This is a genomic window from Micromonospora sp. WMMD730, from assembly GCF_049178955.1.
Taxonomy (GTDB): Bacteria; Actinomycetota; Actinomycetes; order Mycobacteriales; family Micromonosporaceae; genus Micromonospora; species Micromonospora wenchangensis.
The window spans coordinates 1523675-1549072 of sequence record NZ_JBMHML010000002.1 but is presented as its reverse complement, the minus strand read 5'-3'; the positions used below and the strand labels follow the sequence as shown (position 1 = coordinate 1549072).

Genomic DNA, 25398 nt, shown 5'->3' with positions numbered 1-25398 from the left:
CGGTAGACGGGTCGGTCGGCGGTTCAGCCGGGTGCGGCGGTGCCGGTGAGCAGGTCCGTCAGGCGACGGGCCTGGGTCTCCCAGCGCCACTCCTTCTCCACCCAGGCCCGCCCGGCCGTGCCGAGCTGCCGGGCCAGGTCCCGGTCGGCGAGCAGGGTGGCCACCCGGTCGGCGAGCACGGCGACGTCACGCCCCGGGACGACGTACCCGGTCTCGCCCTCGCGGACCGCGTCCGGTGCGCCGCCGGAGTCACCGGCCACCACCGGCAGTCCGGTCGCCGACGCCTCCAGGTAGACGATGCCGAGCCCCTCGACGTCCAGCCCCCGGTTGCGGGTACGGCAGGGCATCGCGTAGACGTCACCGGCCGCGTAGTGGGCGGGCAGCGCCTCCCACGGCACCGAGCCCGTGAACACCACGTCACGTTCCACGCCGGTGGACCGGGCCAGCTTCTCCAGCGTCGCCCGGTAGGGCCCGCCCCCGACCACCAGCAGCGCCGCGTCGGGCACCCGGCGGCGGATCGCCGGCAGGGCCCGGATCAGCATGTCCTGGCCCTTGCGGGCGACCAGCCGGGAGACGCAGACCACCACCGGCCGGTCGGCCAGCCCGAGCCGGGCCCGCACCGGCGCGCCGTCCACCCCGGGGTGGTAGGTGTCCACGTCGACCCCGGGGGCGAGCCGGTGCAGCTCGGTGACGCCGCGCAGGGCGCGCTCCAGCCGTACCCGGGTGTAGTCGCCGAGGTAGGTGACCACGTCGGTGTCCCGACCGATCCGGCGCAGCGCGGCGCGGGCCCCCGGCAGGGTCGCCCAGCCGGCCTCGTGACCGTGGGTCAGCGCCACCGCGCGGCGGATGCCGGCCCGGCGGCGCAGTCCGCCGGCGAGCAGGCCCAGCGGCGCGGCGGCACCGAACCACACCGTGTCGCAGTCGTGCTCCCGGGCCAGCCGGGCGGCCCGGCGGGCGACCCGCGGGGTGGGCAGCAGCACCCGGGTCGCGTCCCGGACCACCGGGAAGGGTTGCGCGGCGTCGAACCCGGCGGTGTCGCGCCAACTGGAGGCGTAGACCACCACCGAGCCGGGCGGCTGGCGGACCGCCAGGTGGTGCACGAACGACTGGATGCCGCCGGGGCGGGGCGGGAAGTCGTTGGTGATCAGCAGGGTCCGGGTCACCGGCCGGCCTCCCGGGCGTACGCGCGGGCGGCGGCCATCCGCTCCACCGTGGACGGGTGCGAGGCGAACCAGAGGTACTCCGCCCGGGGCGGGTCGGGATCGGCCAGGTTGACCCCGGCGAGCCGGCGTTGCATCGCCTCGAAGGTGGCCGGGTCACCGGTGAGCGCTAGGGCGTGCGCGTCGGCCCGTGCCTCGATCCGGCGCGACACCAGCGCCTGCACCGGGCCGGCGACCAGCCCGACGACCGTCACCAGGGCGATCAGCAGCGCGAACGCCCGGGGCTCGGCGATCGAGTCGACGCCGGCCCGGCGCAGCAGCGGCGTCCAGGAGCCGGCCAGGTAGAGCGCGACGACCGCGGCGGCGGCCCCGAGCGCACCGGTCAGCGTGCCGGTCCAGACGTCACGGTCCTTGGCGTGGCCCAGCTCGTGCGCCACCACGCTGGTCACCTCGGCCGGGGTGGCCTCGCGCAGCAGGGTGTCGTAGACCACCACCCGCCGGGTCGGCCCCAGACCGGAGACGTACGCGTTGACCGCCCGGGTGCGGCGGGAGGCGTCGGCGACCAGCACGTCCCGCACCGGTACGCCGTCCCGCGCGGCCAGGGCGGTCAGTTCGGTGCGCAGCGGCCCCTGCTCCATCGGGGTGAACCGGTTGAACACCGGCTCCACCAGCACCGGCAGCACGAAGGACAGCAGCACCACCAAGCCGGCCGCGCCGGCCGCCCCGAACGCCCACCACCAGCGCGGGGCGAGCCGGGTGACGGTGTAGAAGCCGAGCAGCACGGTCGCGGCGAGCACCGCGCTGAGGGCGTACGACTTGAGCAGGTCGACCGTCCAGCCGCCCCAGCCCTGGGTGGCGAGCCCGTACCGGGTCAGCACCGACTGCCGCCAGGCGGCGAACGGGAGGGTGAGCAGGTCGGCGACGAGCACCACGGCGATCCCGCCGAGCACCGCGCGGGCGATCCAGTGGTCGCCGAACGGCCGGCCGGCCAGCTCGACCAGCCGCGCCCCGAGCGGGGTCAGCCCGAGCAGCAGGGCCACCAGCAGGCCGACGGCGAGCCCGGTGTAGCGGCCGGGGCGCAGGGCCGCCTGCAACGCGCGCCCCCGGGCGACCTGGTCGGCGGGCAGGTCACGCAGGGCGGCGAGCTGGTCGGCGCGGGGGGCCGGGGGCCGGCTCCACGGGACCAGCAGGGCACCCAGGACGACCAGGGCCAGCACCAGCGCCGCCAGGGTGAGCACCGCCCAGCCGCGCGGGCTCACCGGGGCACCCCGGGTACGGGTCTGCGGGCGTGGCGTCGTACCCGTGTCATGCCGCCGCTCCTCCCGCCGTGAGCGCCCATCCTATGGCCCGCCGGCGCGGCCCCGCCGTGGTGTCCACCAGCCGCCGCTGCGGCGCGGCGGCGGTCAGGCGACCCGGCGGCGGGCGGGGCGGGCGGTCTCGTGGGCCAGGACCTCCACCTCGAAGCCGGAGCGGGTGAGCACCTCGATCGCCCGGTGCTCGGCGGCACCCAGGCCGGCGGCCGGGGAGTCGGTGTCGAGCAGGGCCGTCACCAGGCAGCCGGCGCAGCCCGCGCCCCGGACCCGGCAGCCGTCGCAGTCGATGAGCATCGTGCCTCCTGACGCAGTGCGGCGTCGGGCGGAAACCCTCGTCACCACCCGAGCACCGTCGGTCAGGTCGGACACTAACCATCGGGTACGACACAATCGGACAACCGGTGATCAACCAGGGTCGAACCGGTGGAGAGTGGCGTCGAAGCGTGCAGAGCGTCACACGGGGCATCGGCGACTCCCCGGTGACGGACCGGGCTCGACGTGCACCGGGATCAGCCCCCGGCGGTGACCGCGGTGGCGGTGACCGTGCCGTCGGTCGCCGGGCCGCCCTGCACGGTGACGCTCTGCCCGGCCTTGAGCGCGCTCAGCCTGCTGGCCTTGGCGGTACGGACCGCGGTGGTGTCGGTGGTACGCACGGTGAGCACGGTGCCGTCGGCGGTCTCCACGTAGAGCGTTGCGCCGTCGACCAACTTCACCGTGCCGCTGGTCGTCGCCGCAGCGGTCGCGCCACCGGGCTGACCTGCCCCGCCCGGCCCGACGCCGCCCTGGCCACGCCCGCCGGCACCGGGGAAGGCGGTGGGCACACCACCGGGGAACCCGGCCCGCCCCGCCCCGGCGGTGCTCGACTCCTCACCACCCCAGCGCTGCTGCACGTGAACCCCGGCCAGGAAGCCGGCCAGCACCAGGACCAGCACACCGAGCGCCAGGGTGGTCCGGTCCCACCAGCGGCGCGGTGCCGCTGCGGCGAGCGCGGCGGTCAGCTCACGGTCCGGAGCGTCCGCCGGGGCCGGTGGTGGCTCGTCGACCCGGTCGAAGCTGACGGTGTCGCTGCTGTCCATGTCGGTTCCTCGCATGTCGGCCTACTCGTAGCGCAGGGCGTCGATGGGGCGCAGCCGGGCCGCCCGGGCCGCCGGAAGACCGCCGAAGAACAGGCCGATCGCGACCGAGACCCCGAGGGCCAGCCCCACCGAACTGGGCACGATCACCGGGTGGACCCCGACGATGGTGAACCGGGCGCCGATCAGGGCCGCCGCCACCCCGAGCGCCCCGCCGAGCAGGCTCAGCAGGGTCGCCTCCACCAGGAACTGGGTCAGCACGGTACGCCGACGGGCACCCAGCGCCTTGCGGATGCCGATCTCCCGGGTCCGTTCGGTCACCGTCACCAGCATGATGTTGGTGATGCCGATGCCGCCGACCAGCAGGCTGATCGCGGCCACCGCGCCCAGCAGCACGGTGAAGGTGTCGGCCGTCTCGGACTGGGTCTGCAACAGCTGCGCGGCGTTCTGGATCCGGTACGGGGTGCCGCCCGAGGCCGACGTCGGCAGGCGCTGGGCGAGCACCGTGGAGATCTGCCCCTGCGCCGCCGGCACGCGGGCCGGATCAGCCGCCTCCACCAGGATCGAGCTCAGCGACCCGTACCCGGTGAGCACCTCGCGTACCGCCCGCAGTGGCGCGACCGCGGTGTCGTTGGCGTCCTGGAAGCCGGTCGAGGACTTCGCCGCCAACACCCCGACCACGGTGAACAGCGCGCCGCCCGCGGTGACCTGCCGACCCACCGGGTCCACCCCGGCGAACAGCTCGTCGGCCACGGTCCGGCCGAGGACCACCACCCGGCGGCCCTGCGCCTCGTCGTCGGCGCTGAACGCCGTGCCACTGGCCAGCGGCGAGTTCGACGCGGCGAACCAGCTCGGCCGGGTGCCCACGAACTGCGGCACCTCGTGGTCGGCCCCCTCGAAGGTCAGGGTGGCGCTCGTGGTGGCCAGCGGGGAGACCGACCGTACGTCGGGCGCGAGCACCGGATCGGCGAGCGCGTCGGCGACCTCGATGGTCAGCCCGCCGCCGCTGCCGCTCCGGTTGGTGCCGGTGACGGTCAGCGTGTTGGTGCCCAGCGCCTCGATCCGGTCGTTGACCGCCTGGGCCGAGCCGTTGCCGACCGCGACCAGCAGGATCACCGCGGCGACACCGATCAGGATGCCGAGCATGGTCAGCGCCGAGCGCAGCTTGTTGGCGGCCACGCCGCGCAGCGCGAACCGGACGGTCTCGGTGAGGCTCACCGGCCCGCCCCCGGCACCGCGTGCCGCCCGCCCTGGCGGACGTCCGAGCGGACCTGACCGTCGAGCAGCCGGATCAGCCGCCCGGCGCGGGCACCCACCTCCGGCTCGTGGGTGATCAGCACGATCGTCCGCCCGGCCGCGTTGAGCTGGTCGAAGACGGCCAGGATGTCCTCGGTGGACGTGCTGTCGAGGTTGCCGGTCGGCTCGTCGGCGAGCACCAGGGCCGGCTCGGTGACCAGCGCCCGGGCCACCGCGACCCGCTGCTGCTGACCACCGGAGAGCTGGTTGGGCTGGTGGTCGGCGCGATCGGCCAGCCCCACGGCGTCCAGCGCGGCGAGCGCCCGCTGCCGCCGCCGGCCGGCCCGCACCCCGGCGTACGCCAGCGGCAGCTCGACGTTGGCCAGCGCACTGGTCCGGGGAATCAGGTTGAACGCCTGGAAGACGAAGCCGATGAGGCGGTTGCGGACCAGGGCGAGCTGACGGTCGGCGAGGCTGCCCACGTCCACCCCGTCCAGCAGGTACTGCCCGTCGGAGGGCACGTCGAGGCAGCCGAGGATGTTCATCAGGGTGGACTTGCCGGAACCGGAGGAGCCCATGATGGCCACGTAGTCACCGGCGTTGACGGCCAGCGAGACCCCGCGCAGGGCGTGCACGGCGGACGGGCCATCGCCGTACACCTTGGTCAGCATCCGGACGTCCAGGACCGGCCGGCGTGCGGTTGCCGGGGTCATCACCGGGTTCCGTTCCCGCCCCGGGTGCCGCCGCCGGGGCCGGCACCCCCGCCGGGCAGGCCACCGCCCGGGAAGCCACCCCCGCCGGGAAGGCGACCGCCGCCGGGGACTCCGCCGTTGGTGCCGCCCGTGCCGGTGCTCTGCGGCAGCACCACCCGCTCCCCCTCGGTCAGCCCCGAGGTGACCTCGTACGCCTGGTCGCCGGCGAGACCCACGGTGACCCGCCGGCTCTCCTGCCCCGTCTCGGTGAGCACGGTGGCGGTGCGCCGGTCGCCGGTGCCGCTGATCGCCGCCGAGCTGACCGTGAGGACGTCCGCGGCGGTGCCGGTGACCACCGAGACCCGTACGGTCTGCCCCGGCCTGGCCTCGGCGGGCAGCTCGTCGACGCTGACCGTGACGCCGTAGGTGACCACGTTGTTGGTGGTGGTGGCCTGCGGGTCGATGGCGACGACCTGCCCGCCGGCCCGGGCTCCCGGCAGCGCGTTCCAGGTGATGGTGGCCGCCTGACCGTCCTTGAGCCGGGTCGCGTCCGCCTCGGCGAAGCCGGCGGTGACCTGGAGCTTCGTCAGGTCGGCCAGCTCGACGAACCCGCTGGAGGAGGTGGACCCGGAGCCGGCGGCACCCGTCGAACCGCTGCCACCCTGCTGACCGGTCGAGCCACCGCCGGTGGCCGACCCGCCGGAGGAACTGCCCACGGTGCCGTTGACCGCGACGACCGTACCGGCCATCGGCGCGGTCAGCCGGGTGCCGGCCACCGCGGCCTCGGCCTCGGACACCGCCAGCTCGGCCTGGGTGACCGAGGTCTGTGCCGACGAGGTGTCCGAACCGGCATCCTCGGCGCGGTCCAGGGCGTCCTGCGCGGCGGTCAGGTCCGCCGTGGCCACGTCGAGGTCGCGTTGCGCGGCGGCCGGGTCGACGGTGGCCAGCAGTTGGCCCTTCTTCACCCGGTCGCCCACCCGTACCCGGACGGCGGTGACGGTGCCGGCGGTGGCGAAGCTGGCACTGGCCGTCGCGGCGCTGCGCACCGAGCCGTCGGCGGTGACGGTGGCGGTCACCGTGCCCCTGGACACACTGACGGTCCGGGTGCCGGTCGGCCGGGCGTCCGCCGCCGCGTCGCCGCGCACCGACAGCCACGCCCAGCAGCCGCCGCCGGCCAACAGCAGCACCAGGGCGGCGTTGACCGCGACGGGGGGCCGGCGCAGGACGGCCGGCAGGCGCACTCGCATGGCGGTCAGCTTCGCCGGCACGGCTGGGAGGAGCTTCGGCGCAAGCTCAGAGCTGGCTCGGAATCGACGCCGCCGGGTCGTCGCGCGACGAGGTCGACTGCGGGGGTACGGCGGGCAGCAGCACCCGGAAGGTCGTCCCCGCGCCCGGACCGGTGTCCAGCTCGATCCAGCCGCCGTGTGCGTGCACGATCGACGCGGCGATGGACAGTCCCAGGCCGGAGCCGCCCCCGCCGGCCCGGCCGCGGCTCGGGTCGGCCCGGTACAGCCGCTCGAAGACCCGACCGGCGTGCCCGGCGGGGATGCCCGGCCCGTCGTCGTGCACCTCCAGCACGGCGAATCCGTCCGCGTCCGACGCGGGCACCGGCCCCGAGCGGACGACCGGCCCGGCCGGCGGGGCGGCGAGCCGACCGACGCGGACGGTCACCTGGACCGTCGGCCCGGTGTGCTGCACCGCGTTGCCGACCAGGTTCGCGGCGACCTGGCGCAGCCGGTGCTCGTCGCCGAGCACGGTCGGTGTCTCGAAGGTCGGGTCGTGCTCGGCGAGGGTGCTCAGCCGCACGGGCCGGCCCGGCGTCCGGGCGTGCGCGTCGCGGATGGTGTCGGCGGCGATCCCCAGCAGGTCCACCGGACGCCGCGCGGGGGTGCGCTGCCGGTCCAGTCGGGCGAGCAGGAGCAGGTCCTCCACCAGCACACCCATCCGGGCCGCCTCGCTCTCGATCCGGCCCATCGTCTCGTCCAGCGCGGCACCGGGTGGGGCACCCCCGCGCCGGTACAGCTCGGCGAAGCCGCGGATCGAGGTCAGCGGCGTCCGCAGCTCGTGCGACGCGTCCGCGACGAACTGCCGCAGCCGGCGTTCGGAGGCGGCGCGGGCGCTCATCTCGGTGCCGATCCGGTCCAGCATCAGGTTGACCGCGGCACCGAGCCGACCGGGCTCGGTGTGCGGGTCGGTGTCGTCCACCCGGTGTGTCAGGTCGCCGCCGGTGATGCCGGCGACGACCCGCTCCATCCTGGTCAGTGGGCGCAGCCCGAGCCGCACCACCGAAGCGGCCAGCAGCCCGAGGCCGAGCAGCACCCCGCCGGTGACCGCGACGTCGATGAGCAGCAGCCGGTCGGTGGTCCGGCTCACCTCGGCCAACGAGGCGCCGACCACCACGACCGCGCCGGTTCCGCCCGCCGGCACCGCGAACAGCCGCCAGTCGGCGCCGCCGTGGCGACCCGCAACGGTGTACGGCCGGCCGGTACGGGCCCGCGCGGTCACCTCGGCCAGCGTGCCCGGGTCCGGTGCCGTCTCGCTGGGGGTGCTGCTGTGCGCGGCGTCGCGGGTGCCGTCGGCGCGGTAGAACAGCACGAGTTGGTCGGGCCCGAGCCGGGCGAGCCGTCCGGCCGGCGCACCCGCCGACCCGCTGCCCGGTGACCCGGGGACCGGGCGGGGCTCGCCGGTGAACGGGCGGACCTGTCCGGCGAGTCGGGCGTCGACCCGGTCCACCAGGTAGCTACGCAGCAGTAGCAGGCCGGCGGTGTTCGCCCCGAGCAGGGCCAGCGTGGCGAGCGCCCCGACGACCAGGACCAGTCGGGACCGCAGCGTCCAGTGCGACCAGGGGCGCACCCGGGCCAGCCGCCTCACTCGTTGCCGCGCGGCAGCCGCAGGGTGTAGCCCACACCGCGCACCGTGTGGATCAACGGTGGATCGGAGCGGTCGACCTTGCGCCGCAGGTAGTAGACGTACGACTCGACGATCCGCCCGTCGCCCCCGAAGTCGTAGTTCCAGACCTGCTCCAGGATCTGCGCCTTGCTCACCACCCGCCCGGCGTTGATCAGCAGGTAGCGCAGCAGCCGGAACTCGGTGGGCGACAGGTCGACCGGCCGCCCGGCCCGGCGTACCTCGTGGGCGTCGTCGTCCAGCTCCAGGTCGGCGTAGCGCAGCAGCCGACTGCCCGGGGTCGGCGGCAGCTCCGCCCGGGTACGCCGCAGGATCGCCCGGATCCGCAGCACCACCTCCTCCAGGCTGAAGGGCTTGGCCACGTAGTCGTCCGCACCGGCCACCAACCCGGCGACCCGGTCCTCGACGGTGTCCCGGGCGGTCAGGAAGAGCACCGGCACCGGCCGGCCGGCGGCGCGCAGCCGCCGGGCCACCTCGAAGCCGTCCAGGTCGGGCAGCATCACGTCGAGGATCACCAGGTCCGGGGCGAACTCCTCCACACCGGCCAGCGCGGCCCGCCCGGATCCCGCCACCCGCACGTCGTACGCGACCAGCCGCAGGGTGGCGGCCAGCAGGGTGCAGATGTTCGGCTCGTCGTCGACCACCAGCAGGCGGGCACGGGCGGGTTCGCCCTCGACGCTCGGGGTCGGACCGGCCGTGGGCGGCCGGAGGATGTCGGTGTGCACCCGAACTGCGTACCGGACGAGCCTCCACGCCTGCTGTGCCGGACCTGTGCGCCGGCTGTCACCAGGAGCGCCGCACCAGTTCACCGGCGTCGATCCCGGAGGTGATCTCGGTGTACCGGTCGCCGCGCAGCCCGACGGTGACGGTGCGGGCCGGCCCGCCGTCCGCCGGCAGCACCCGGCCGGTACGGTCGGCCCCGTCGTGCACGGCGGTGGACGGCACACGCAGCGCGTCCCGCACCGCACCGGTCTGCACCGTCACGGCGGCGCTCTGCCCGACCAGCAGGTCCTCCGGGGCGGTGGTGAAGGACAACACGACGCCGTAGCGGACCATCGTGCCGTCGGAGGTGCCGACCGGGTCGACCTGCACCACGCTCGCCTCGAACGGCTGCTCCGGCCGGCCGGCCAGGGCGAGTGTCGCGCTCTGGCCGACCGCGAGCGCCCCGGCGTCGGCCTCCGGGAACTTCGCCACCACCTGCATGGCGTACGTGTCGGCCAGGGTGATGAAGGTGCTGTCCCGGTTCACCCGGCTGCCCACCGGCCCGGCCACGGAGAGCACGGTGCCGGCCATCGGCGCGCTGATGGTGGCACCGTCGAGGGCCTCCTGCGCCTGTGTGAGGGCGGCCTCGGCCCGGTTGACCCGGCGCTGGGCGGCCAGGATCGGGTCGGTGCCCCGGGCAGCGTTTCCGGCGTCCGCGCCGCAGTTCGCGCCACCGCCCCCGGGGCCTGCCGGTGCCGGGGCCGCGCCCGGTCCACCGGTGGCGGTCGGCACGGGGCCACCTGGCGTACGGCTCGGCGAGGCCGAACCCGCGGTGGGTCGGGGCGTGGGACTGCTGCCGGTGGTGGGCGGGCCGGCGGTCGGCGTCGCCCCGGTCGTGCCGGTGGGCTCCGGCGAGCGCCAGAGCACCGGTCGTGCCCCGGAGCCGGACCCGGTGCCGGTGGGGCAGTCCGGTGCCGGGTCGTCGGCCGCGTCCCACGCCGCGGTCAGCGCGTCCCGCGCCTCGGCCAGCTCGGTCCTGGCATCCTGGACGGTGTCCGCCACGTCGGCCATGTCGGCCTCGGCGAGCGTGGCGAGCCGCTGGCCGACCGTGACCACGCTGCCCGGCCGCACGCTGACCGTCTGCACCGTGCCGGCGACGGTGAAGCTGAGACTGCGGGTGGTGGCCGGCTGGACGGTGCCCGTGGTGGCCACCTCGACGACCACCGGCCCCCGGTCGACGGCCACCGTCACCGGTCGGGTCGACGCGTCCGAGGTGTCCGCCGTCCAGGCGCGTACGCCGACCGCGCCGAGCAGCAGCAGACCGGCGGCACCGGCCGCCCACCACCGGGTCCGCCGGGTACGCCAGCGTCGTCTCAGACCGATCCCCATGGTCGGGCAGTCTGCGCAGCCCGCCTCGCGGTCGGCTCGACCGCACCTCAGAGTTCGCTCGGAACCGCGCCCCGGCCCGGGTGCCCGCCCGGCCGCAGGGCGGGAAACCGGTGGGCGGGCGCCCCGGGGCGCGCTCCGAGGGAACTCCGAGCCGGGTCTGAGCCGCCGACGAGGTACGACCGGTTCGCTGAACAGCTACCGGACGAAGCCTGAGGAGTGCCCGTGCCGTTGACCAAGAGGTGCCGTCGGTTGGCGACCGTGATGACCGCCGCCTCGGCCGCGTTGCTGCTGGCCGCCTGCGGTGGTGGGTCCGACGACGACGGGCCGGGGGACGCGGGTGGGGCCGGGAACGCCTTCGCGGCCTACCAGGAGTGCCTGCGGAACAACGGCGTGGCGCTGCCGACGATGGACCCGTCACGCGGCCCCCGCGGCGCACGCCCGTCGGGCTTCCCGACCGACCGTCCGACCGCCCGACCGTCGGGCTTCCCGACCGGCAGCGCCGACCCGTCGCGGCGCCCGGGGCGCGGCTTCCCGGGCGGCGGCCGACCCGAGGGGGTCGACGAACAGACCTGGCAGAAGGCGCAGCAGGCGTGTGCGTCGGTGCGGCCCAGCGGTCGGCCGGGCGGCCCCGGCGCATCCGGCGCACCGGGCGCACGGCCGGGTGGACCGGGCGACGGGCGGTCCACCGCCTACCGCACCTGCCTCACCGACCGGGGCCAGGATCCGGACCGGCTCGTCGACACCGATCCGAAGACCCGCGAGGCGTTGGCCGCCTGCGCGGTACTCAGCCCGTCCCCGACGACCTGACCACCGCCGCGCGCCGCCCGGCTCAGGAGCGGGCCAGCCGGCGCAGCAGCGAGTCGGCACCCAGCGGGTACGCCCCGTGCCGGCGTACCCCGTCGGCGACCTCCCGGTCGGAGGAGACCACCACCACCGGGCGGCCGGGCGGCTCGGCCCGGACCAGCCGGCGGATCAGCTCGTCGGCGGTCTCGCCCTTGCGGGAGAAGAGCACCCGCACCCCGCGCGGGGTGGGCGGCAGGCCGTGCATCCGTTCCGCCCCGTCGAAGACCACGGTCACCTCGTCGCCGGTCTGCGCGGCGATCCCACCCAGCCCGGTGATCAGCCGCTTGCGCTGCTGTTCCAGGGACATCTCGCCGAACCCGCGCTTGGTGACGTTGTAGCCGTCCACCACCAGGTGCGCCCTCGGCAGGGCGAGGAGCTGGTCCAGCCGGGCCGGGTCGTCGGTGTCCCGGGCGCGGGCGGCCGGCCCGCCCTGGGCGGCGGCCGGGGCGTCGGTGAAGGCGTCGGCCACGAAGTCGGCGGGGAGTTTGTCCACCGGGTCCAGGGCCAGTTCACGGCGCAGCCCCACGGCGGCCTGACCGATCGTCTCCAGCAGCAGCCACAGCCGGGCGTCGTCGACCGAACGGGCCTCCTTGGCGCTGGCCTTGGCCACGCCGGCCGCCGCCTCGGCCTCGGCCAGCCGGGCCCGCGCCCGACGCAGCTCGGCGTCGCTGTCGGCGGCGGCGCGGGCGGCCCGGCCACGCTCGGTGGCGAGCAGTTCGGTGGCCCGGCGTTCCCGGGCCTGGGTCTCCCGCAGGCCGCGCTGGAGCTGGCGGTTCTCCTCCCGGAGCTGGCCGAGTTCCTCGCGGACGCGGGCCAGCTCGTCGCGGAGCTTGTCCGCCTCGACCCGGGCCACCGCCCGGTCGTGCTCGGCCCGGGTGGCCCGCTGCTCGGCCTCGCGGACCAGCTCGGCGACGACCGCGCTGTCCACCTCGGCGCGGACCGCCGCGCCGCTGGCGTCGATCAGCTCCCGCCAGCCCCGGGGGCGGACCAGGTAGGCCAGGGCGGCCACCTCGACCGGGTCGGCGGCGGCCGGCGCGGTGCCCTCGACCACGGCCGCGCCGAGGTCACCGGCGTCGGTCAGCACCCGGGCGGTGACCCGCTGCCGGAACAGCGGGTCGGCGGTGAGCTGGGCGGCGATCACCGAGCCACCCAGCCGGGCCCGCCGGTTGGGGGCGAACTTGGCCACCCGGCGCAGCGGCACCGGCACCTCGTCGGCGGGCAGGCCGGGCAGGACCGCCGCGGTGAGCGCCACGATCCGCTGCCGGACCGGCTCGGGCAGGACGGGCTCCGGCTCCGGCAGCCCGTCCACCGGCTCACCGGCGTCGGATCCGTCGCTCGTGGGAGGGGTGGCCCCGGGCTCGGGTGCCCCCGCACCCAGGTCCCCGCCGGCCCCGGGCGCGGCGGTGGACGACCCCTCCAGCGGGAGGTGGTCGTCGTGCGGGTCGGTGAGGGGCATGGGGCAAGTCTCCCACCGCGACCGGGCCCACCGCCGGATGAGTGAGCCGATCTCTCATCCTACGCCGCCAGGGGCCCCTGGGGCTGCGGTGACGGGAGTGTCGGACCGAACGGTTAGCCTGCCGCCCGTGGCACCTGGGGAGTACGTCCAGCAGACCCTGGCCGGTCTGGACCGGTCGGCCGGCGGCGTCGATCCGGCCCTGCCGCTGTACGCGACGACGTTCGTGGTGGTCGACCTGGAGACCACCGGCGGCTCACCCGACGGCGGGGGCATCACCGAGATCGGCGCGGTGAAGGTGCGCGGCGGCGAGGAGCTGGGGGTGCTCGCCACCCTGGTCAACCCGGGGGTGCCGGTTCCGCCGTTCATCACCGTGCTGACCGGCATCACCCAGGCCATGCTGCTGCCCGCCCCGCCGATCGAGCAGGTGCTGCCGAGCTTCCTGGAGTTCGTCGCCGACGCCGTGCTGGTGGCCCACAACGCCCCGTACGACGTGGGTTTCCTCAAGGCCGCCTGCGCGAAGCACGGCTACCGCTGGCCCAACCCCCGGGTGCTGGACACGGCGGCGCTGGCCCGGCGGGTGCTCACCCGCGACGAGGTGCCCAACCGCAAGCTGGGCACCCTGGCCGCCTACTTCCGCACCACCACCCAGCCCACCCACCGGGCGCTCGACGACGCCAAGGCCACGGTGGACGTGCTGCACGGCCTGATCGCCCGGCTCGGCGGGCACCGGGTCGACACCGTCGGCGAGGCGATCGAGTTCTCCCGCGCGGTCAGCCCCACCCAGCGGCGCAAGCGGCACCTCGCCGACGGGCTGCCCCGGGGGCCCGGGGTCTACATCTTCCGGGCCGCCGACGACCGGCCGCTCTACGTCGGCACGTCCGGCGACATCGCCACCCGGGTCCGCAGCTACTTCACCGCCGCCGAGAAGCGGGCCCGGATGTCGGAGATGCTGGCCGCCGCCGAGCGGGTGGAGGCGGTGGAGTGCGCCCACCCGCTGGAAGCGGAGGTCCGGGAGCTGCGGTTGATCGCCGCGCACGCGCCGCCGTACAACAGGCGGTCGAAGTATCCGGAGCGGATGGTGTGGCTCAAGCTCACCGGCGGGCCGTACCCCCGGTTGTCGGTGGTGCGCGGCCTGGCCCCCGGTGACACCGCCTACCTCGGCCCGTTCCGCTCCACCCGGGCCGCCGAGCTGGCCGCCGCCGGGTTCCACGACGCGGTGCCGCTGCGCCAGTGCACCCACCGGCTGTCGCTGCGCACGGTCACGCCGGCCTGCGCGCTGGCCGAGCTGGGCCGCTGCCCGGCGCCCTGCGAGCACCGGATCACCCCGCAGGAGTACGACGACCGCGCGGTCGCCCCGTTCCGCACCGCCACCACCAGCGACCCGCAGGTGGTGGTGGACGCCCTGCTGGCCCGGATCGAGGCGTTGGCGTCCGCGCAGCGCTACGAGGAGGCGGCGGTGGTGCGCTCCCGGCTGGCGGCGGTGCTGCGGGCCACCGTCCGGATGCAGCGGCTGGCCGGGCTGACCCGGATCGCCGAGCTGGCCGCCGCCCGGCCCGCCGCCGGGGGCGGCTGGGAGCTGGCGCTGGTCCGGTACGGGCGGCTCGCCGGGGCGGGGGTGTCCCCGCCGGGCGTCCACCCCCGACCGACGATCACCGCGATCCGGGCCACCGCGGAGACGGTGGAGCCGGGCGGGCACGGGCCCGTGCCCCGGGCCACCGCCGAGGAGACCGAACGCATCCTGTCCTGGTTGGAACGACCGGAGACCCGGCTGGTGGAGATGACCTCCGTTTGGTCGTCCCCGGTGGCCGGCGCGGGACGGTTCCGTGACCTGCTGGAGAAGGCCGAGGGCGGCGGGTCCCACCAACTCTCGACCGAACGCTCATGAGCAAGTGTCCGATCGGACGACCCCGCCTCGCTTAGTCTGTTAAGGGAGTGCAGTCCTGCCCGTTTCGTGGGCCTGCTTCCGGTTGCCGGCGACGGTGACCGTGGAGCCGGGGTGAGGAGGTGTCCCTCGTGGACGTCGACGCCGGACACGGCGCCGCCCTGGGGGGTGCGCTCCCGGCCCAGCCGGGTGAGTTGCCCCTGACCCGGCGGCTCCGGTCCCTGTTGAGCTGGCCGGCCAACGACGCCGACCCGGTGACCCAGCTCGTCCGCACCCACCGGGGCATCCATTCGAGCGCGGACGCCTCGGTGCTGCGTCGGGCGTACACGATCGCCGAGAACATGCACCGCGGCCAGTTCCGCAAGAGCGGCGAGCCGTACATCACCCACCCGCTGGCGGTCGCCCAGATCTGCGCCGACCTCGGGATGGACACCACCACCCTGGTCGCGGCGCTGCTGCACGACACGGTGGAGGACACCCGCTACACCCTCCAGGCGCTCAGCGAGGACTTCGGGCCCGAGGTGGCGCACCTGGTCGACGGGGTGACGAAGTTCGACAAGGCGTTCTACGGCAAGGCCGCCGAGGCGGAGACGATCCGCAAGATGATCATCGCGGCCGGCAAGGACGTCCGGGTGCTGATCATCAAGCTGGCCGACCGGCTGCACAACATGCGTACCCTCGGGGTCCGCTCGGCCGCCTCCCGGGAGCGGATCGCCCGCAAGACCCAGGAGGTGCTGGTCCCGCTCTGCGACCGGCTCGGCATCCAGACCCTCAAGCGCGACCTGGACGACGTGGTGCTGCTGCACCTGGAACCCGACGAGCACGCCCGGCTGGCCCGGCACGTGCACGACCGGCCCGGCTGGGACGCCTACCTCGACGACGTGGTGGCCCAGGCCAGGGTGGCGCTGCGCCGCAGCCGGGTCGACGCCGAGGTGAGCGTCCGCCCCCGGCACCTCTACTCGATCTGGAAGGACACCGTGGCCGGCGGGCACGCCGTGCCGTACGACCTGCCCCGGATCGTGATCGTGGTGGACGGCCCGGCCACCGACTGTTACGCCGCCCTCGGCGCGGTGCACGGCCGTTGGCGGCCGATCCCCGGCCGGTTCAAGGACTTCATCGCCTCCCCCAAGAACAACCTCTACCGTTCCCTGCACACCAGCGTCTGCGGCCCGCAGGAGCGCACGGTCGAGGTGCTGATCCGCACCCGGGAGATGCACCGCTGCGCCGAGTACGGGGTGGCCGCCGACTTCCGTTTCCCCCGGGCCGCCACCGGGTCCAGCAACACCGACCAGCTCTCCTGGCTGCGCCGGGTGCTCGACTGGGAGCAGGAGGCGCCCGACCCGGCCCAGTTCCTCCAGTCGCTGCGGTGCGACCTCGCCGAGGCGCAGATCCAGGTGGTCGCCGACGGCCGGCAGGTGGTGCTCCCGGCCGGGGCGACCCCGGTCGACCTCGCCTACGAGCTGGGCACCGAGCGGGGCGACCACTGTCTCGCGGCGCGGATCAACGGCCGGCTCGCCCCGCTGGCGTCCGAACTGGACGAGGGCGACGTGGTGGAGATCTACACCGAGAGCGACACGGAGAGCGGCTTCGAGGCGGACGTCGCCCCCCGCGGGCCCCGCCGCGAGTGGCTCGACTTCGTCAAGTCGCCGCACGCGCAGATGCAGATCAGCCGCTGGTTCACCGAGCACACCGAGCCCGGCATCTCCATCGCCGACAAGGTCCGCCTCGGGCGGGCCACCATCGGCCTGGCGCTGCGCAAGCACGACCGGGGCCTGGCCAGCGACCTGCCGCTGCTGCGGCTGTCGGAGGAACTCGGCTATCCCGACCTGGAGACCCTGCTGGTCGCGGTCTTCGACCGGGCCGTCGAACCGGACACCGTGGTCCGCCAGCTCATCGACCTGGTCGACCATCGACAGTGAGGCCCTGGCCGGGTGACCGGTCGCCCCGCACCCCACGGCAGCGCACCGACGGCCTAGCCTGGAGGCCATGATCCTCCGTTCCCGCGCCACCGGCCGGGCCGTCGCGTACAAGGTCTTCTACCGGCTGCCGGTCTCGGTGCGTCGTCGCCTGGTCCGGCTCGCCGGCCCGAAGTACGTCGTCGGCGCGGTGACCCTGGTCCGGGACAGCGGGGCCGACGGGGCCGGCCGGCTCCTGCTGCTGCGCCAGCCCCCCGGGCACAGTTGGACGCTGCCCGCCGGCCTGCTCCAGCGCGGGGAGGCCCCGGTCGTCGGCGCGGCCCGCGAGCTGTACGAGGAGTCCGGCGTCCGGCTCGCCCCGGAACAGCTCCGCCCGGCCGTGCCGAACGCGGTGGTGCACACCCGGGGCTGGGTGGACATGGTCTTCGAGGCGGAGGTGCCCGCCGCCACCACGCCGCTGAAGGTGGACGGCGCGGAGGTCTTCGAGGCGGCCTGGCACCCGCTGGACGACCTGCCCCGGTTGAGCCGGGCCACCGCCAATCTGCTCGGCCACTACGGCATCGGGCCGCAGGCCGGCCAGCCGACGACGTGACCGCCCCGGACGGCGTGTGCGCGGTGGTGCTCGCCGCCGGTGAGGGCACCCGGCTGCGCCCGCTGACCGCCCGGGTGCCCAAGGCGCTCTGCCCGGTCGGCAACGTGCCGCTGCTGGACCGGGCCCTGCACCGGCTGGCCGGGCTGGGTCTGACCGGGCCGCGGCGGGTGGCGGTGAACGCCTGCTACCTGGCCGACCAGGTGGTGACGCACGTCGGCGACCGGGCGCACCTGTCGGTGGAGCCGGGTGACCCGTTGGGCACCGCCGGCGGCCTGGGCAACCTGCGGGACTGGATCGCCGGGCGGGGGGTGCTGGTCGGCAACGCCGACGCGTACCTGGCCGATCCGGGTGCCGCCCCCGGCCCGGACGTCGCGGCGCTGCTGGCCGGGTGGGATTTCCGGTCCGTACGCCTGCTGGGCCGGCCGGCACCCGACCCGCGCGCCCCCGGCACCTTCGACGGGCACGTCTTCACCGGTTTCTCGCTGCTGCCCTGGCACCGGGTGCGGGAGCTGCCGGCGAGCTTCGGTGACCTGGTCCGCACGGTGTGGCGGCCGGCGGAGGCGGCCGGCGAGCTGACCGTGGTGCCGTACCCGGGCACGTTCTTCGACACCGGCACGCCCGCCGACTACCTGGCGGCCAACCTGCACGCCGCCGGCGACGGCACGCTGGTCGCCCCGGACGCCACCGTCACCGGCCGGGCCCGGCACGCGGTGGTCGGCGCGGGCGCGGTGGTACGCGGTGACGTGGAGCGCGTGGTGGTCTGGCCCGGCGCGACGGTCGGCCGCCACGAACGGCTCCGCGACGTGATCCGGGCCGCGGACGGGCTCACCGTGGCGGCCGTACCGGGCGGACGTTGATCGTCGGTGTCAGAATCACCAGCATGCAGCCCTCCGTGCCCCGGATCCCCCTGTCGATCGGCTACCGGTCGAGCCGTACCGGTCGGGTCGTCTCGTTGGTGGTGCTGGGTGTCCTCCTCACGGTGACCTGCGGCTGTGTCGGTGCCATCCTCGGGACCGTCCTGAACGCGACGACCGGTCAGGGCACCTCGGGCAGCGGGGCGGTGCCGGCCGTCGTCGCGCTGCTGTCGGCCGGGCTGGTCATCGTCTTCGTCGGTCTGCTGGTCACGAGCGTCGTGCGGACGAACGCCTGGTTGGAGGGCTCCCGGCTCACCGTGGTCAGGCTCACCACGAAGAGCGTCGACCTGCGGGCCGCCCGGTCGGTGACGTTGCAGGCCACGGCCGTCGCGCACACCGGCGTCGCCAGCGACGGCTCGGTGGTCGCCACCGGCGCGGTCACCCGGACCCCGGTGCTCACCGTCACCACCGACACCGGCACGGTCAAGCTGGGGCTGCGCAGCAAGGAGAGCCTGCTCATCCCGCCGCCCGAGATGTACGCCCTGGCCGCCGCGCTGGACACCGCCCGCTGCCCGGGGGCCCCGGAGGCAGCCGCCTGGCTGCGCGCCATGGCCGCCGACCCCCGCACCATGCTGCTCTGACCCACGCCGTGCGGCACTAGCATGGTCAGCGACGCCAGGCCGGCGTCGCGCCCGGCACGACGAACGGAGAATCGTCAGTGATCACCGCGATCGTCCTGATCGACTGCGCCACCGACTCGATCCCCGAGGTGGCCGAGAACCTGGCCAACCTGCCCGGGGTCAGCGAGGTCTACTCGGTGGCCGGGCATGTCGACCTGATCGCCATCGTCCGGGTCCGGGAGTTCGAGCAGATCGCCAAGGTCATCGCCGGCAGCATCTCCAAGGTCCCCGGCGTGCTCAACACCGAGTCGCACATCGCCTTCCGCGCCTACTCGCAACACGACCTGGAGGAGGCGTTCGCGATCGGCCTGGCCAGCGCCGACTGACCGCCGCGCCGGACAGGCGACGATGGCCGGCCCCGTCGGGGACCGGCCACCGTCAGGTGGTGCGGGACGTCAGCTGTTACCCGGAGCCGGCGTCTCGGTGGTGCCACCCGGTTCCGGCGACTCCGTGGTGCCGCCCGGGGCCGGGGACTCGGTCGTGCCACCCGGTGCCGGCGTACCGCTGCCACCCGGGCTCGCGGTGCCGCTGGCGCTGGTCTGCGGGACCGGGATGCCCAACTCCTGGGCCAGGGCGACCAGCGCGTCGTAGTGCGCCTGCAACACCGGCAGCGCGTCCTGCGCGAGCTGGACCACCGACTGCTCGGAGCCCTGCGAGATCTCGGTCTGGGTGGCCTGGATGGCCTGCACGTGACCGGCCAGCTCAGCGGTCACCCACGCCTTGTCGAACGCGGCGCCGTTGAGACCGTTGAGCTTGTCGATCACCTTCTGCTGGTCGGCCGTCGGCGCGTTCGGCAGGGTCACGTTCAGCTGCTGGGCGGTGCTCTTCACCGTCTGGTCGAGCTGGGTGTGATCGGTGACGAACTGCTGTCCCAACTGCTTGACCTGCTCGTTCTGACCCTTCTTCTGGGCCAGGTTGCCGGTGACGATCTCCGCCAGGTTGACCTGGTGCACCGCCTGCAGGTACTGGGTGTCCTGCGCCGACGGCTGCGCGGCGGCCTGCGCGGCAGCCGCGGGGGCCAGGCCGACCACCACCAGCGTGGCCAGCAGTCCCAGGCGTTTGATACCCACCATGTTCCCTCCCCGTTTTCGTTGGACCGCACGGATACCCGGCTGGCGCGGGTTATTCCTGCGCTTTCCACCCGTTGGGGGCCGGTCACGCCGCCCACCGGCCGCCCGGCGGACAGCCACCGGAACGGACGAAGCGCCCGCCGGAGGACTCCGGCGGGCGCTTCGGTGCAGTGCTACGGGGAGGTCAGCGGCGGGAATCCCCGCTGCCGATCTCCTCCCGCTCGGGGCGGGGTTCCACCGGCGGGTGCCCCGGCGAGACCGGCGCCTCGACCGGCTTCTCGATCGGGTAGAAGAAGCCCCGGATCGCCGGGCCGAGCGCCCCGAGCCGGTTCATCTTCTTCGGCACCACCCAGCCGACGTAGTCCAGTTCGCCGTGCCCGTGCCCGTGGCCGTCACCGGCGCTGAGCGGCTGGTGGACCTCCTCGAACCGGCCGTCGGGCAGCCGCCGGATGATGCCGGTCTCCACGCCGTGGGCCAGCACCTCCCGGTCGTGCTGCTGCAGACCCAGGCAGATCCGGTACGTGACGTAGTACGCCAGCGGCGGGATGAACAGCAGCCCGATCCGGCCCGCCCAGGTCATCGCGTTCAGGCTGATGTGGAACTTGTCGGCGATCACGTCGTTGGCGCCGGAGAGGGTCAGCACGATGTAGAAGGCGACGGCCATCGCGCCCACCGCGGTCCGGGCCGGGACGTCCCGGGGGCGCTGCAGCAGGTTGTGGTGCCGGTAGTCCTTGAGCTGCCGGGCCTCCACGAACGGGTAGAGCGTGGAGAGCCCGACCAGGATGCCCGGCAGCACGACCGTCGGCCAGAACAGCGGCGGGATGACGTACCCGTTGCCGATCGGGATGTTGATCTCCCAGGCGGGCATCAGGCGGGTCGAGCCGTCGAGGAACATGACGTACCAGTCGGGCTGGCTGGCCGCCGAGACCACCCACGCCTCGTACGGGCCGAAGTACCAGATCGGGTTGATCTGGAACAGGCCACCCATCAGCGCGATCACGCCGAAGACGACCATGAAGAAGCCGCCCTGCTTGAGCGCGTAGCGCGGGAACATCCGCTCGCCGACCACGTTCTCGTTGGTCCGGCCGGGGCCGGGCCACTGGGTGTGCTTCTGCTTGAACACCAGGCCCAGGTGGGCGCTGATCAGCGCGACCAGCAGGCCCGGGATCAGCAGCACGTGGGCGATGAAGAACCGGCTGATGATGATCTCGCCGGGGAACTCGCCGCCGAAGACCGACGAGGTGACCCAGGAGCCGATCACCGGGATCGACAGCATGATGCCGGAGGCGATCCGCAGACCGGTGCCGGACAGGCCGTCGTCCGGCAGCGAGTAGCCGGTGAAGCCGGCCAGGAAGCCGACCCAGAACAGCAGCGAGCCGATGATCCAGTTGGTCTCCCGCGGCTTGCGGAACGCGCCGGTGAAGAAGACCCGCATCATGTGCACCACGATCGCGGCCATGAACAGCAGCGCGGACCAGTGGTGCATCTGCCGCATGATCAGGCCACCCCGGACATCGAACGAGATGTCCAGGCTGGAGGCGTACGCGGCCGACATCGGGGTGCCCCGCAGCGGGGCGTAGCTGCCGTTGTAGACCACCTCGGTCATCGCCGGCTCGTAGAAGAAGGTCAGGAAGACCCCGGTGAGCAGCAGCACGACGAACGAGAAGAGCGCGATCTCGCCGAGCAGGAACGACCAGTGGTCCGGGAAGACCTTGTTGAGCAGCTTGCGCAGCGGGGTGGCTACCTGGAAGCGGTCGTCCACTCCCCCGGCGGCCTTGCCCGGCACCGCTGCTACGTCAAACTTTCGGCGCTTCATGGCCGCTCCCAGAAGTCGGGGCCGACGGTTTCGGTGTAGTCGGACTTCGCCACGAAGAAGCCGTCCTCGTCCACCTCGATCGGCAGCTGGGGCAGCCGCCGGCTCGCCGGGCCGAAGACCGGCCGGGCGTTGTCGGTGATCAGGAACTGGCTCTGGTGACACGGGCAGAGCAGCCGGTTGGTCTGCTGCTCGTACAGGCTCGCCGGGCAGCCGGCGTGGGTGCAGATCTTGGAGTACGCCGCGTAGTTGCCCCACATGTAGTCACCGTGGCCGACCCGCGAGTTGGCCTGCCGGGACTTCTCCGCGTCGGTCTCCCGCAGGTGGATCAGCAGGGTCGGCGAGTCGGCGTGCTTGTTGCTCACCCCGTGCTCGATGCCCGGGAACACGGTGAGCTGGCCACCGGCGCTGACGTCGGCCGGGCGGATCGGCCGGCCGTCCTCGCGGACCAGCCGGATCTTCTTCCCGTCCTGCGGGGCGAAGCCGGTGGTGAACATCTGGTTGTTCTTGTGCGGGTTGGAGATCAGCCCGCCGACCAGCGGGGCCGCGGCGACCGCGCCGACCGGCAGCAGGCCGGCGACCAGCGAGACGCCGAGCAGCGGACGACGCCGTACCCCCATCTCGTCGGCGAGGTAGAGCATGGTCTCGCCGGTGATCTTCCGGTCCTCCGCCGAACCGGGACCGTCGTGCCGGTCCTGGATCGAGACCTCCTTGGGCAGCAGCTTCTTGCCCCAGGTGAGGATGCCGAAGCCGATGCCGAGCAGGGCGATGCCCAGGGTGAGGCCGAGCAGCGGGGTGTACCACTTGTCGCCGCCGCGACCCGGCTCGTACTCCCAGGGCCACCAGATGTAGACGACCAGGAACGCGGTGGCGGCCAGGCCGGTGAGCAGGAACATCGCCGCGACCGTACGGGTCAGCCGGCGCTCGGCCTTGCTGCCCGGGACGACCTGCTCCTCGTAGTGGACGATCTCGATGTCGTCCCGGCGGGCGCCCTCGGTGACGATGTCGAACCGGGAGAGCCGGGGGTCGTGGACGTCGAGCGGCTCCCGGTCCTGCGGGGCGTGCTGCTCGGTCTTGGTGCTCATGCCGTCACCTCGCTACGGGCGGTGCCGGCGCACGGCACCACGGCAATGGTGTTGACGATCCGCCCGGTCACGACTTGCCCGCAATCCACAGGCTCGCGAAGACCAGTGCGACGATGCCCACCAGGAAGATCGCCAGGCCCTCGGTGGACGGGCCGTACCGACCGAGGTTGAAGCCGCCCTGGTCCTGGTCGGCCTTCAGGGTCTCCTGGATGTAGGCGATGATGTCCGCCTTCTGCTCCGGGGTGATCTGGTTGTCGCCGAACACCGGCATGTTCTGCGGGCCGCTGAGCATCGCGGCGTAGATCTGCGCGTCGCTGGCCGGGTTCAGGCTCGGGGCGTACTTGCCGGAGGAGAGCGCGCCGCCACCACCGCCGAAGGCGTGGCACTGCGAGCAGTTGATCCGGAACAGCTCGCCACCGGTGGCCAGGTTGGCGCCCTCGCGGAGGTTGCCCTGCGGGACCTGCGGGCCCCCGCCGAGCTCCTGGATGTACTGGCCGAGCTGGCGCACCTGCTCGTCGGTGAAGACCGGCGGCTTGCGCATGGCCTGCGCCTCCTGCCGGGCCATCGGCATCCGACCGCTGCCGACCTGGAACTCGACCGACGCGGAGCCCACCCCGATCAGGCTCGGGCCACGACCCTCGACACCCTGGGCGTTGCGTCCGTGGCAGGTCACGCAGCTCACGTCGAACAGCACCCTGCCCTCGGCCGCAGCGCCGGTGAGCGGCGGGTTTTCCTGCGCCTGCACGCCGGGGGCGAAGACGGTGTAGGCGCCGCCGGCCAGCGTCAACGCGGCGATCAGCCGGAACGCCGCGCCCAGCCGGCGGCGGCCCCTGCTGCGCGCCGCGGGCCGCCCGCGCAGGCGCGCGAGCAGACCGCGTCGGCGGTCGTTGTCAGAAGTCATGACCTGTGTCCTTAACCGGTTGGACCTTGTCTCAGGGGACGGAGCAGCGGCGCGGAACCTGACACGCCAAGATCACTGAAGCCAGTAGATCATGCCGTACAGCCCGATCCACACGACGTCGACGAAGTGCCAGTAGTACGACACGACGATCGCCGACGTGGCCTGGGCCGGGGTGAACCGACCCATGGTGGTGCGGATCATGAAGATGATGAAGGCGATGAGACCGCCGGTCACGTGCAGGCCGTGGAAGCCGGTGGTCAGGTAGAACATCGACCCGTAACCGTCTTCGTTGATCTTCACGCCCTCGTGCACCAGGGTCAGGTACTCGTTCGCCTGGCCGAGCACGAAGATCAGGCCCATCACGAAGGTGATCGTGAACCAGCGCCGCAGGGCGTGGACGTCACCCTTCTCGGCCGCGAACACACCGAGCTGGCAGGTCACCGAGGACAGCACCAGGATCACCGTGAAGGTGGTCGCATAGGGGATGTTGAGGACCTCGGTGTGCTTCTCCCACTGCTCCGGCGCCGCCGCGCGGATCGAGAAGTACATCGCGAACAGCGCCGCGAAGAACATGAGTTCGCTGGAGAGCCACACGATCGTCCCGACGCTGACCATGTTGGGCCGCGTCAGAGAGTGGATCCGGCTCTTGTCAATGGCTGGGGCCGCAGTCACGCGGTCATTATTGCCCTTGACCGGGGCGGGCGATCAGCGGGGTGCCAAACCCGGGGCGGGGATGGCCCGATCGTGGCGGTCCGGTTCGCCTGGCCTAGCCTGAAAAGCGTGCTGCACGTCGATTCGATCTTCGCCGCCACCTCGGGGGCCCCGCCCGCCGGCCTCGCGGCCGGCGGCGTCGAGGTACCGCCGCCGTTCGACATCACCCGGGTCTTCACCGAGACCCGGCTGGACAGCTGGCTCGCCCTGGGCCTGGTCCTCGCCGCCGGCCTCTACCTCTACGGGGTCCACCGGCTGCGGCTGCGCGGGGACCGCTGGCCGGTGATCCGTACGGTCTGCTTCCTCGGGCCCGGCCTGGGCGGTATCGCCGCGGTCACGGTCAGCGGCCTGCACGCCTACGACACCGCCCTGCTCTCGGTGCACATGGTGCAGCACATGGTGCTGTCGATGATCTCCCCGATCTTCCTGGCCCTGGGCGCGCCGGTCACCCTGGCGCTGCGCACCCTGCCGGTCGGCCCGCGCAAGCGGCTGCTGGCGGTGGTGCACAGCCGGATCGCCCGGATCTACGGCTTCCCGCTGGTGGCGTTCGCCATCTTCGTGGTCAACCCGTTCGCGCTCTACTTCACCGACCTGTACCGCTACACCCTCGAACACGCCTGGGCGCACGAGCTGGTGCACGCGCACTTCATCATGACCGGCTGCGTGTTCTTCTGGCCGCTGCTCGGGCTCGACCCGCTGCCCGGCCGCTGGCCGTACCCGGCGCGGGCGCTGCTGATGCTGCTGTCGGTGCCGTTCCACACCGTGCTCGGGCTCACCATCATGCAGAGCACCACGCTGTTCGGCGGCGACTGGTACCCCTCGCTCAACCTGGCCTGGTCCGACCCGTGGAACGACCAGGTGGTCGCCGGCGGCATCCTGTGGGCCGGTGGCGAGTTCGTCAGCGTGACGATGATCGCGGTACTGGTGGTCCAGTGGATCAAGCAGTCCGAGCGGGAGGCCCGCCGGGTGGACCGCGAGCTGGACCGGCAGGAGGCCCGCGACCGCGCCGCCGAGGCCGCCGCCGTCCCCGCCTCCGACGCCGCGACCACCGCCCCCGCAGGTCCGCCCGCCACCCCCGCCGCGGCCCCCGGAACCCCGTCCTGAGCTGCCGCGACACCCGCCC

24 protein-coding genes are annotated in these 25398 nt (G+C 74.0%); 8 read left to right on the top strand and 16 right to left on the bottom strand.

The window, feature by feature from the left end; translation table 11 throughout:
• Window positions 1-23: 23 nt before the first annotated feature.
• The 10 genes from ACN265_RS07070 to ACN265_RS07025 form a co-directional block, all read right to left on the bottom strand.
• Window positions 24-1163: a glycosyltransferase family 4 protein gene (locus tag ACN265_RS07070; RefSeq protein ID WP_420117238.1), complete on the bottom strand. Its 1140-nt coding sequence runs from the start codon at window positions 1161-1163 to the stop codon at window positions 24-26.
• Window positions 1160-2419, bottom strand: coding sequence for a M48 family metallopeptidase (locus ACN265_RS07065; protein ID WP_421406452.1), 1260 nt, complete (start codon window positions 2417-2419; stop codon window positions 1160-1162). Before ACN265_RS07065 ends, ACN265_RS07070 begins: the two co-directional genes overlap by 4 nt.
• A 144-nt stretch (window positions 2420-2563) precedes the next feature.
• Window positions 2564-2767 carry a hypothetical protein gene (locus ACN265_RS07060; protein ID WP_357932278.1) on the bottom strand — a complete coding sequence of 68 codons (204 nt, stop codon included), beginning with the start codon at window positions 2765-2767 and terminating at the stop codon, window positions 2564-2566.
• 215 nt (window positions 2768-2982) lie between these two features.
• The gene (locus ACN265_RS07055; RefSeq protein WP_421406449.1) at window positions 2983-3549 is read right to left on the bottom strand and encodes a hypothetical protein; all 567 of its coding nucleotides are present in this window, start codon (window positions 3547-3549) and stop codon (window positions 2983-2985) included.
• Window positions 3550-3570: 21 nt separating this feature from the next.
• Window positions 3571-4764 (bottom strand): ABC transporter permease, encoded by a 1194-nt coding sequence (locus ACN265_RS07050; protein WP_421406447.1) that lies wholly within the window; start codon window positions 4762-4764, stop codon window positions 3571-3573.
• The gene (locus ACN265_RS07045) at window positions 4761-5495 is read right to left on the bottom strand and encodes an ABC transporter ATP-binding protein (protein ID WP_421406446.1); all 735 of its coding nucleotides are present in this window, start codon (window positions 5493-5495) and stop codon (window positions 4761-4763) included. The genes ACN265_RS07050 and ACN265_RS07045 overlap by 4 nt, the downstream gene beginning before the upstream one ends.
• Window positions 5495-6721 (bottom strand): efflux RND transporter periplasmic adaptor subunit, encoded by a 1227-nt coding sequence (locus ACN265_RS07040; protein WP_421406444.1) that lies wholly within the window; start codon window positions 6719-6721, stop codon window positions 5495-5497. Before ACN265_RS07040 ends, ACN265_RS07045 begins: the two co-directional genes overlap by 1 nt.
• Before the next feature lie 46 nt (window positions 6722-6767).
• Window positions 6768-8336: a sensor histidine kinase gene (locus ACN265_RS07035; protein ID WP_421411403.1), complete on the bottom strand. Its 1569-nt coding sequence runs from the start codon at window positions 8334-8336 to the stop codon at window positions 6768-6770.
• A 5-nt stretch (window positions 8337-8341) separates the two neighbouring features.
• The gene (locus ACN265_RS07030) at window positions 8342-9031 is read right to left on the bottom strand and encodes a response regulator transcription factor (RefSeq protein WP_420117249.1); all 690 of its coding nucleotides are present in this window, start codon (window positions 9029-9031) and stop codon (window positions 8342-8344) included.
• Window positions 9032-9164: 133 nt separating this feature from the next.
• Window positions 9165-10472: an efflux RND transporter periplasmic adaptor subunit gene (locus tag ACN265_RS07025; protein ID WP_421406442.1), complete on the bottom strand. Its 1308-nt coding sequence runs from the start codon at window positions 10470-10472 to the stop codon at window positions 9165-9167.
• Window positions 10473-10730: 258 nt separating this feature from the next.
• Between ACN265_RS07025 and ACN265_RS07020 the strand changes: the two genes are divergently transcribed.
• Complete coding sequence (locus tag ACN265_RS07020) at window positions 10731-11279, top strand: hypothetical protein (RefSeq protein WP_421411401.1); 549 nt, start codon at window positions 10731-10733, stop codon at window positions 11277-11279.
• Window positions 11280-11301: 22 nt separating this feature from the next.
• Here ACN265_RS07020 and ACN265_RS07015 read toward each other — a convergent pair whose 3' ends face one another.
• Window positions 11302-12771, bottom strand: coding sequence for an NYN domain-containing protein (locus ACN265_RS07015; protein ID WP_421406441.1), 1470 nt, complete (start codon window positions 12769-12771; stop codon window positions 11302-11304).
• 127 nt (window positions 12772-12898) lie between these two features.
• Between ACN265_RS07015 and ACN265_RS07010 the strand changes: the two genes are divergently transcribed.
• The 6 genes from ACN265_RS07010 to ACN265_RS06985 all read left to right on the top strand — a co-directional run bounded on the left by ACN265_RS07010 (window position 12899) and on the right by ACN265_RS06985 (window position 19021).
• Entirely contained in the window at window positions 12899-14656 is a 1758-nt protein-coding gene (locus ACN265_RS07010; protein ID WP_377686391.1) for a DEDD exonuclease domain-containing protein, read from the top strand.
• Window positions 14657-14784: 128 nt separating this feature from the next.
• Window positions 14785-16572, top strand: a complete 1788-nt coding sequence (locus tag ACN265_RS07005) for a RelA/SpoT family protein (RefSeq protein ID WP_420119370.1) — start codon at window positions 14785-14787, stop codon at window positions 16570-16572.
• A gap of 67 nt (window positions 16573-16639) precedes the next feature.
• On the top strand, window positions 16640-17161 hold the full coding sequence (locus tag ACN265_RS07000) for an NUDIX domain-containing protein (RefSeq protein WP_357932284.1): 522 nt from the start codon (window positions 16640-16642) through the stop codon (window positions 17159-17161).
• Window positions 17158-18018: a sugar phosphate nucleotidyltransferase gene (locus ACN265_RS06995; protein WP_420119367.1), complete on the top strand. Its 861-nt coding sequence runs from the start codon at window positions 17158-17160 to the stop codon at window positions 18016-18018. The genes ACN265_RS07000 and ACN265_RS06995 overlap by 4 nt, the downstream gene beginning before the upstream one ends.
• 23 nt (window positions 18019-18041) lie before the next feature.
• A complete protein-coding gene (locus tag ACN265_RS06990; protein WP_357932288.1) occupies window positions 18042-18656 on the top strand; it encodes a hypothetical protein in 615 nt (204 codons plus the stop codon).
• A gap of 77 nt (window positions 18657-18733) precedes the next feature.
• Window positions 18734-19021: an Lrp/AsnC family transcriptional regulator gene (locus ACN265_RS06985; RefSeq protein ID WP_088644676.1), complete on the top strand. Its 288-nt coding sequence runs from the start codon at window positions 18734-18736 to the stop codon at window positions 19019-19021.
• 69 nt (window positions 19022-19090) lie between these two features.
• Here ACN265_RS06985 and ACN265_RS06980 read toward each other — a convergent pair whose 3' ends face one another.
• The 5 genes from ACN265_RS06980 to ACN265_RS06960 all read right to left on the bottom strand — a co-directional run bounded on the left by ACN265_RS06980 (window position 19091) and on the right by ACN265_RS06960 (window position 24236).
• Entirely contained in the window at window positions 19091-19768 is a 678-nt protein-coding gene (locus ACN265_RS06980) for a DUF4142 domain-containing protein (protein ID WP_363792301.1), read from the bottom strand.
• A 181-nt stretch (window positions 19769-19949) separates the two neighbouring features.
• A complete protein-coding gene (locus tag ACN265_RS06975) occupies window positions 19950-21581 on the bottom strand; it encodes a cytochrome b (RefSeq protein ID WP_421406438.1) in 1632 nt (543 codons plus the stop codon).
• Complete coding sequence (locus ACN265_RS06970; protein WP_204927834.1) at window positions 21578-22663, bottom strand: ubiquinol-cytochrome c reductase iron-sulfur subunit; 1086 nt, start codon at window positions 22661-22663, stop codon at window positions 21578-21580. The genes ACN265_RS06975 and ACN265_RS06970 overlap by 4 nt, the downstream gene beginning before the upstream one ends.
• 67 nt (window positions 22664-22730) lie before the next feature.
• Window positions 22731-23564, bottom strand: coding sequence for a cytochrome c (locus tag ACN265_RS06965; protein WP_421406437.1), 834 nt, complete (start codon window positions 23562-23564; stop codon window positions 22731-22733).
• 72 nt (window positions 23565-23636) lie between these two features.
• A complete protein-coding gene (locus ACN265_RS06960) occupies window positions 23637-24236 on the bottom strand; it encodes a cytochrome c oxidase subunit 3 (protein WP_088644671.1) in 600 nt (199 codons plus the stop codon).
• Between the two features lie 108 nt (window positions 24237-24344).
• On the opposite strand from ACN265_RS06960, the gene ACN265_RS06955 reads away from it, so the two are divergent.
• Window positions 24345-25379 (top strand): cytochrome c oxidase assembly protein, encoded by a 1035-nt coding sequence (locus ACN265_RS06955; protein ID WP_421406435.1) that lies wholly within the window; start codon window positions 24345-24347, stop codon window positions 25377-25379.
• Window positions 25380-25398: the final 19 nt, after the last annotated feature.

What these genes read in the sequence shown, in the direction of transcription:
- ACN265_RS06965 (WP_421406437.1), bottom strand. Translation starts at nt 23,564, where the DNA reads ATGACTTCTGACAACGACCGCCGACGCGGTCTGCTCGCGCGCCTGCGC.
- ACN265_RS07055 (WP_421406449.1), bottom strand. Translation starts at nt 3,549, where the DNA reads ATGGACAGCAGCGACACCGTCAGCTTCGACCGGGTCGACGAGCCACCA.
- ACN265_RS07000 (WP_357932284.1), top strand. Translation starts at nt 16,640, where the DNA reads ATGATCCTCCGTTCCCGCGCCACCGGCCGGGCCGTCGCGTACAAGGTC.
- ACN265_RS06970 (WP_204927834.1), bottom strand. Translation starts at nt 22,663, where the DNA reads ATGAGCACCAAGACCGAGCAGCACGCCCCGCAGGACCGGGAGCCGCTC.
- ACN265_RS06980 (WP_363792301.1), bottom strand. Translation starts at nt 19,768, where the DNA reads ATGGTGGGTATCAAACGCCTGGGACTGCTGGCCACGCTGGTGGTGGTC.
- ACN265_RS06990 (WP_357932288.1), top strand. Translation starts at nt 18,042, where the DNA reads ATGCAGCCCTCCGTGCCCCGGATCCCCCTGTCGATCGGCTACCGGTCG.
- ACN265_RS07025 (WP_421406442.1), bottom strand. Translation starts at nt 10,472, where the DNA reads ATGGGGATCGGTCTGAGACGACGCTGGCGTACCCGGCGGACCCGGTGG.
- ACN265_RS07045 (WP_421406446.1), bottom strand. Translation starts at nt 5,495, where the DNA reads ATGACCCCGGCAACCGCACGCCGGCCGGTCCTGGACGTCCGGATGCTG.
- ACN265_RS07040 (WP_421406444.1), bottom strand. Translation starts at nt 6,721, where the DNA reads ATGCGAGTGCGCCTGCCGGCCGTCCTGCGCCGGCCCCCCGTCGCGGTC.
- ACN265_RS06975 (WP_421406438.1), bottom strand. Translation starts at nt 21,581, where the DNA reads ATGAAGCGCCGAAAGTTTGACGTAGCAGCGGTGCCGGGCAAGGCCGCC.
- ACN265_RS07015 (WP_421406441.1), bottom strand. Translation starts at nt 12,771, where the DNA reads ATGCCCCTCACCGACCCGCACGACGACCACCTCCCGCTGGAGGGGTCG.
- ACN265_RS07060 (WP_357932278.1), bottom strand. Translation starts at nt 2,767, where the DNA reads ATGCTCATCGACTGCGACGGCTGCCGGGTCCGGGGCGCGGGCTGCGCC.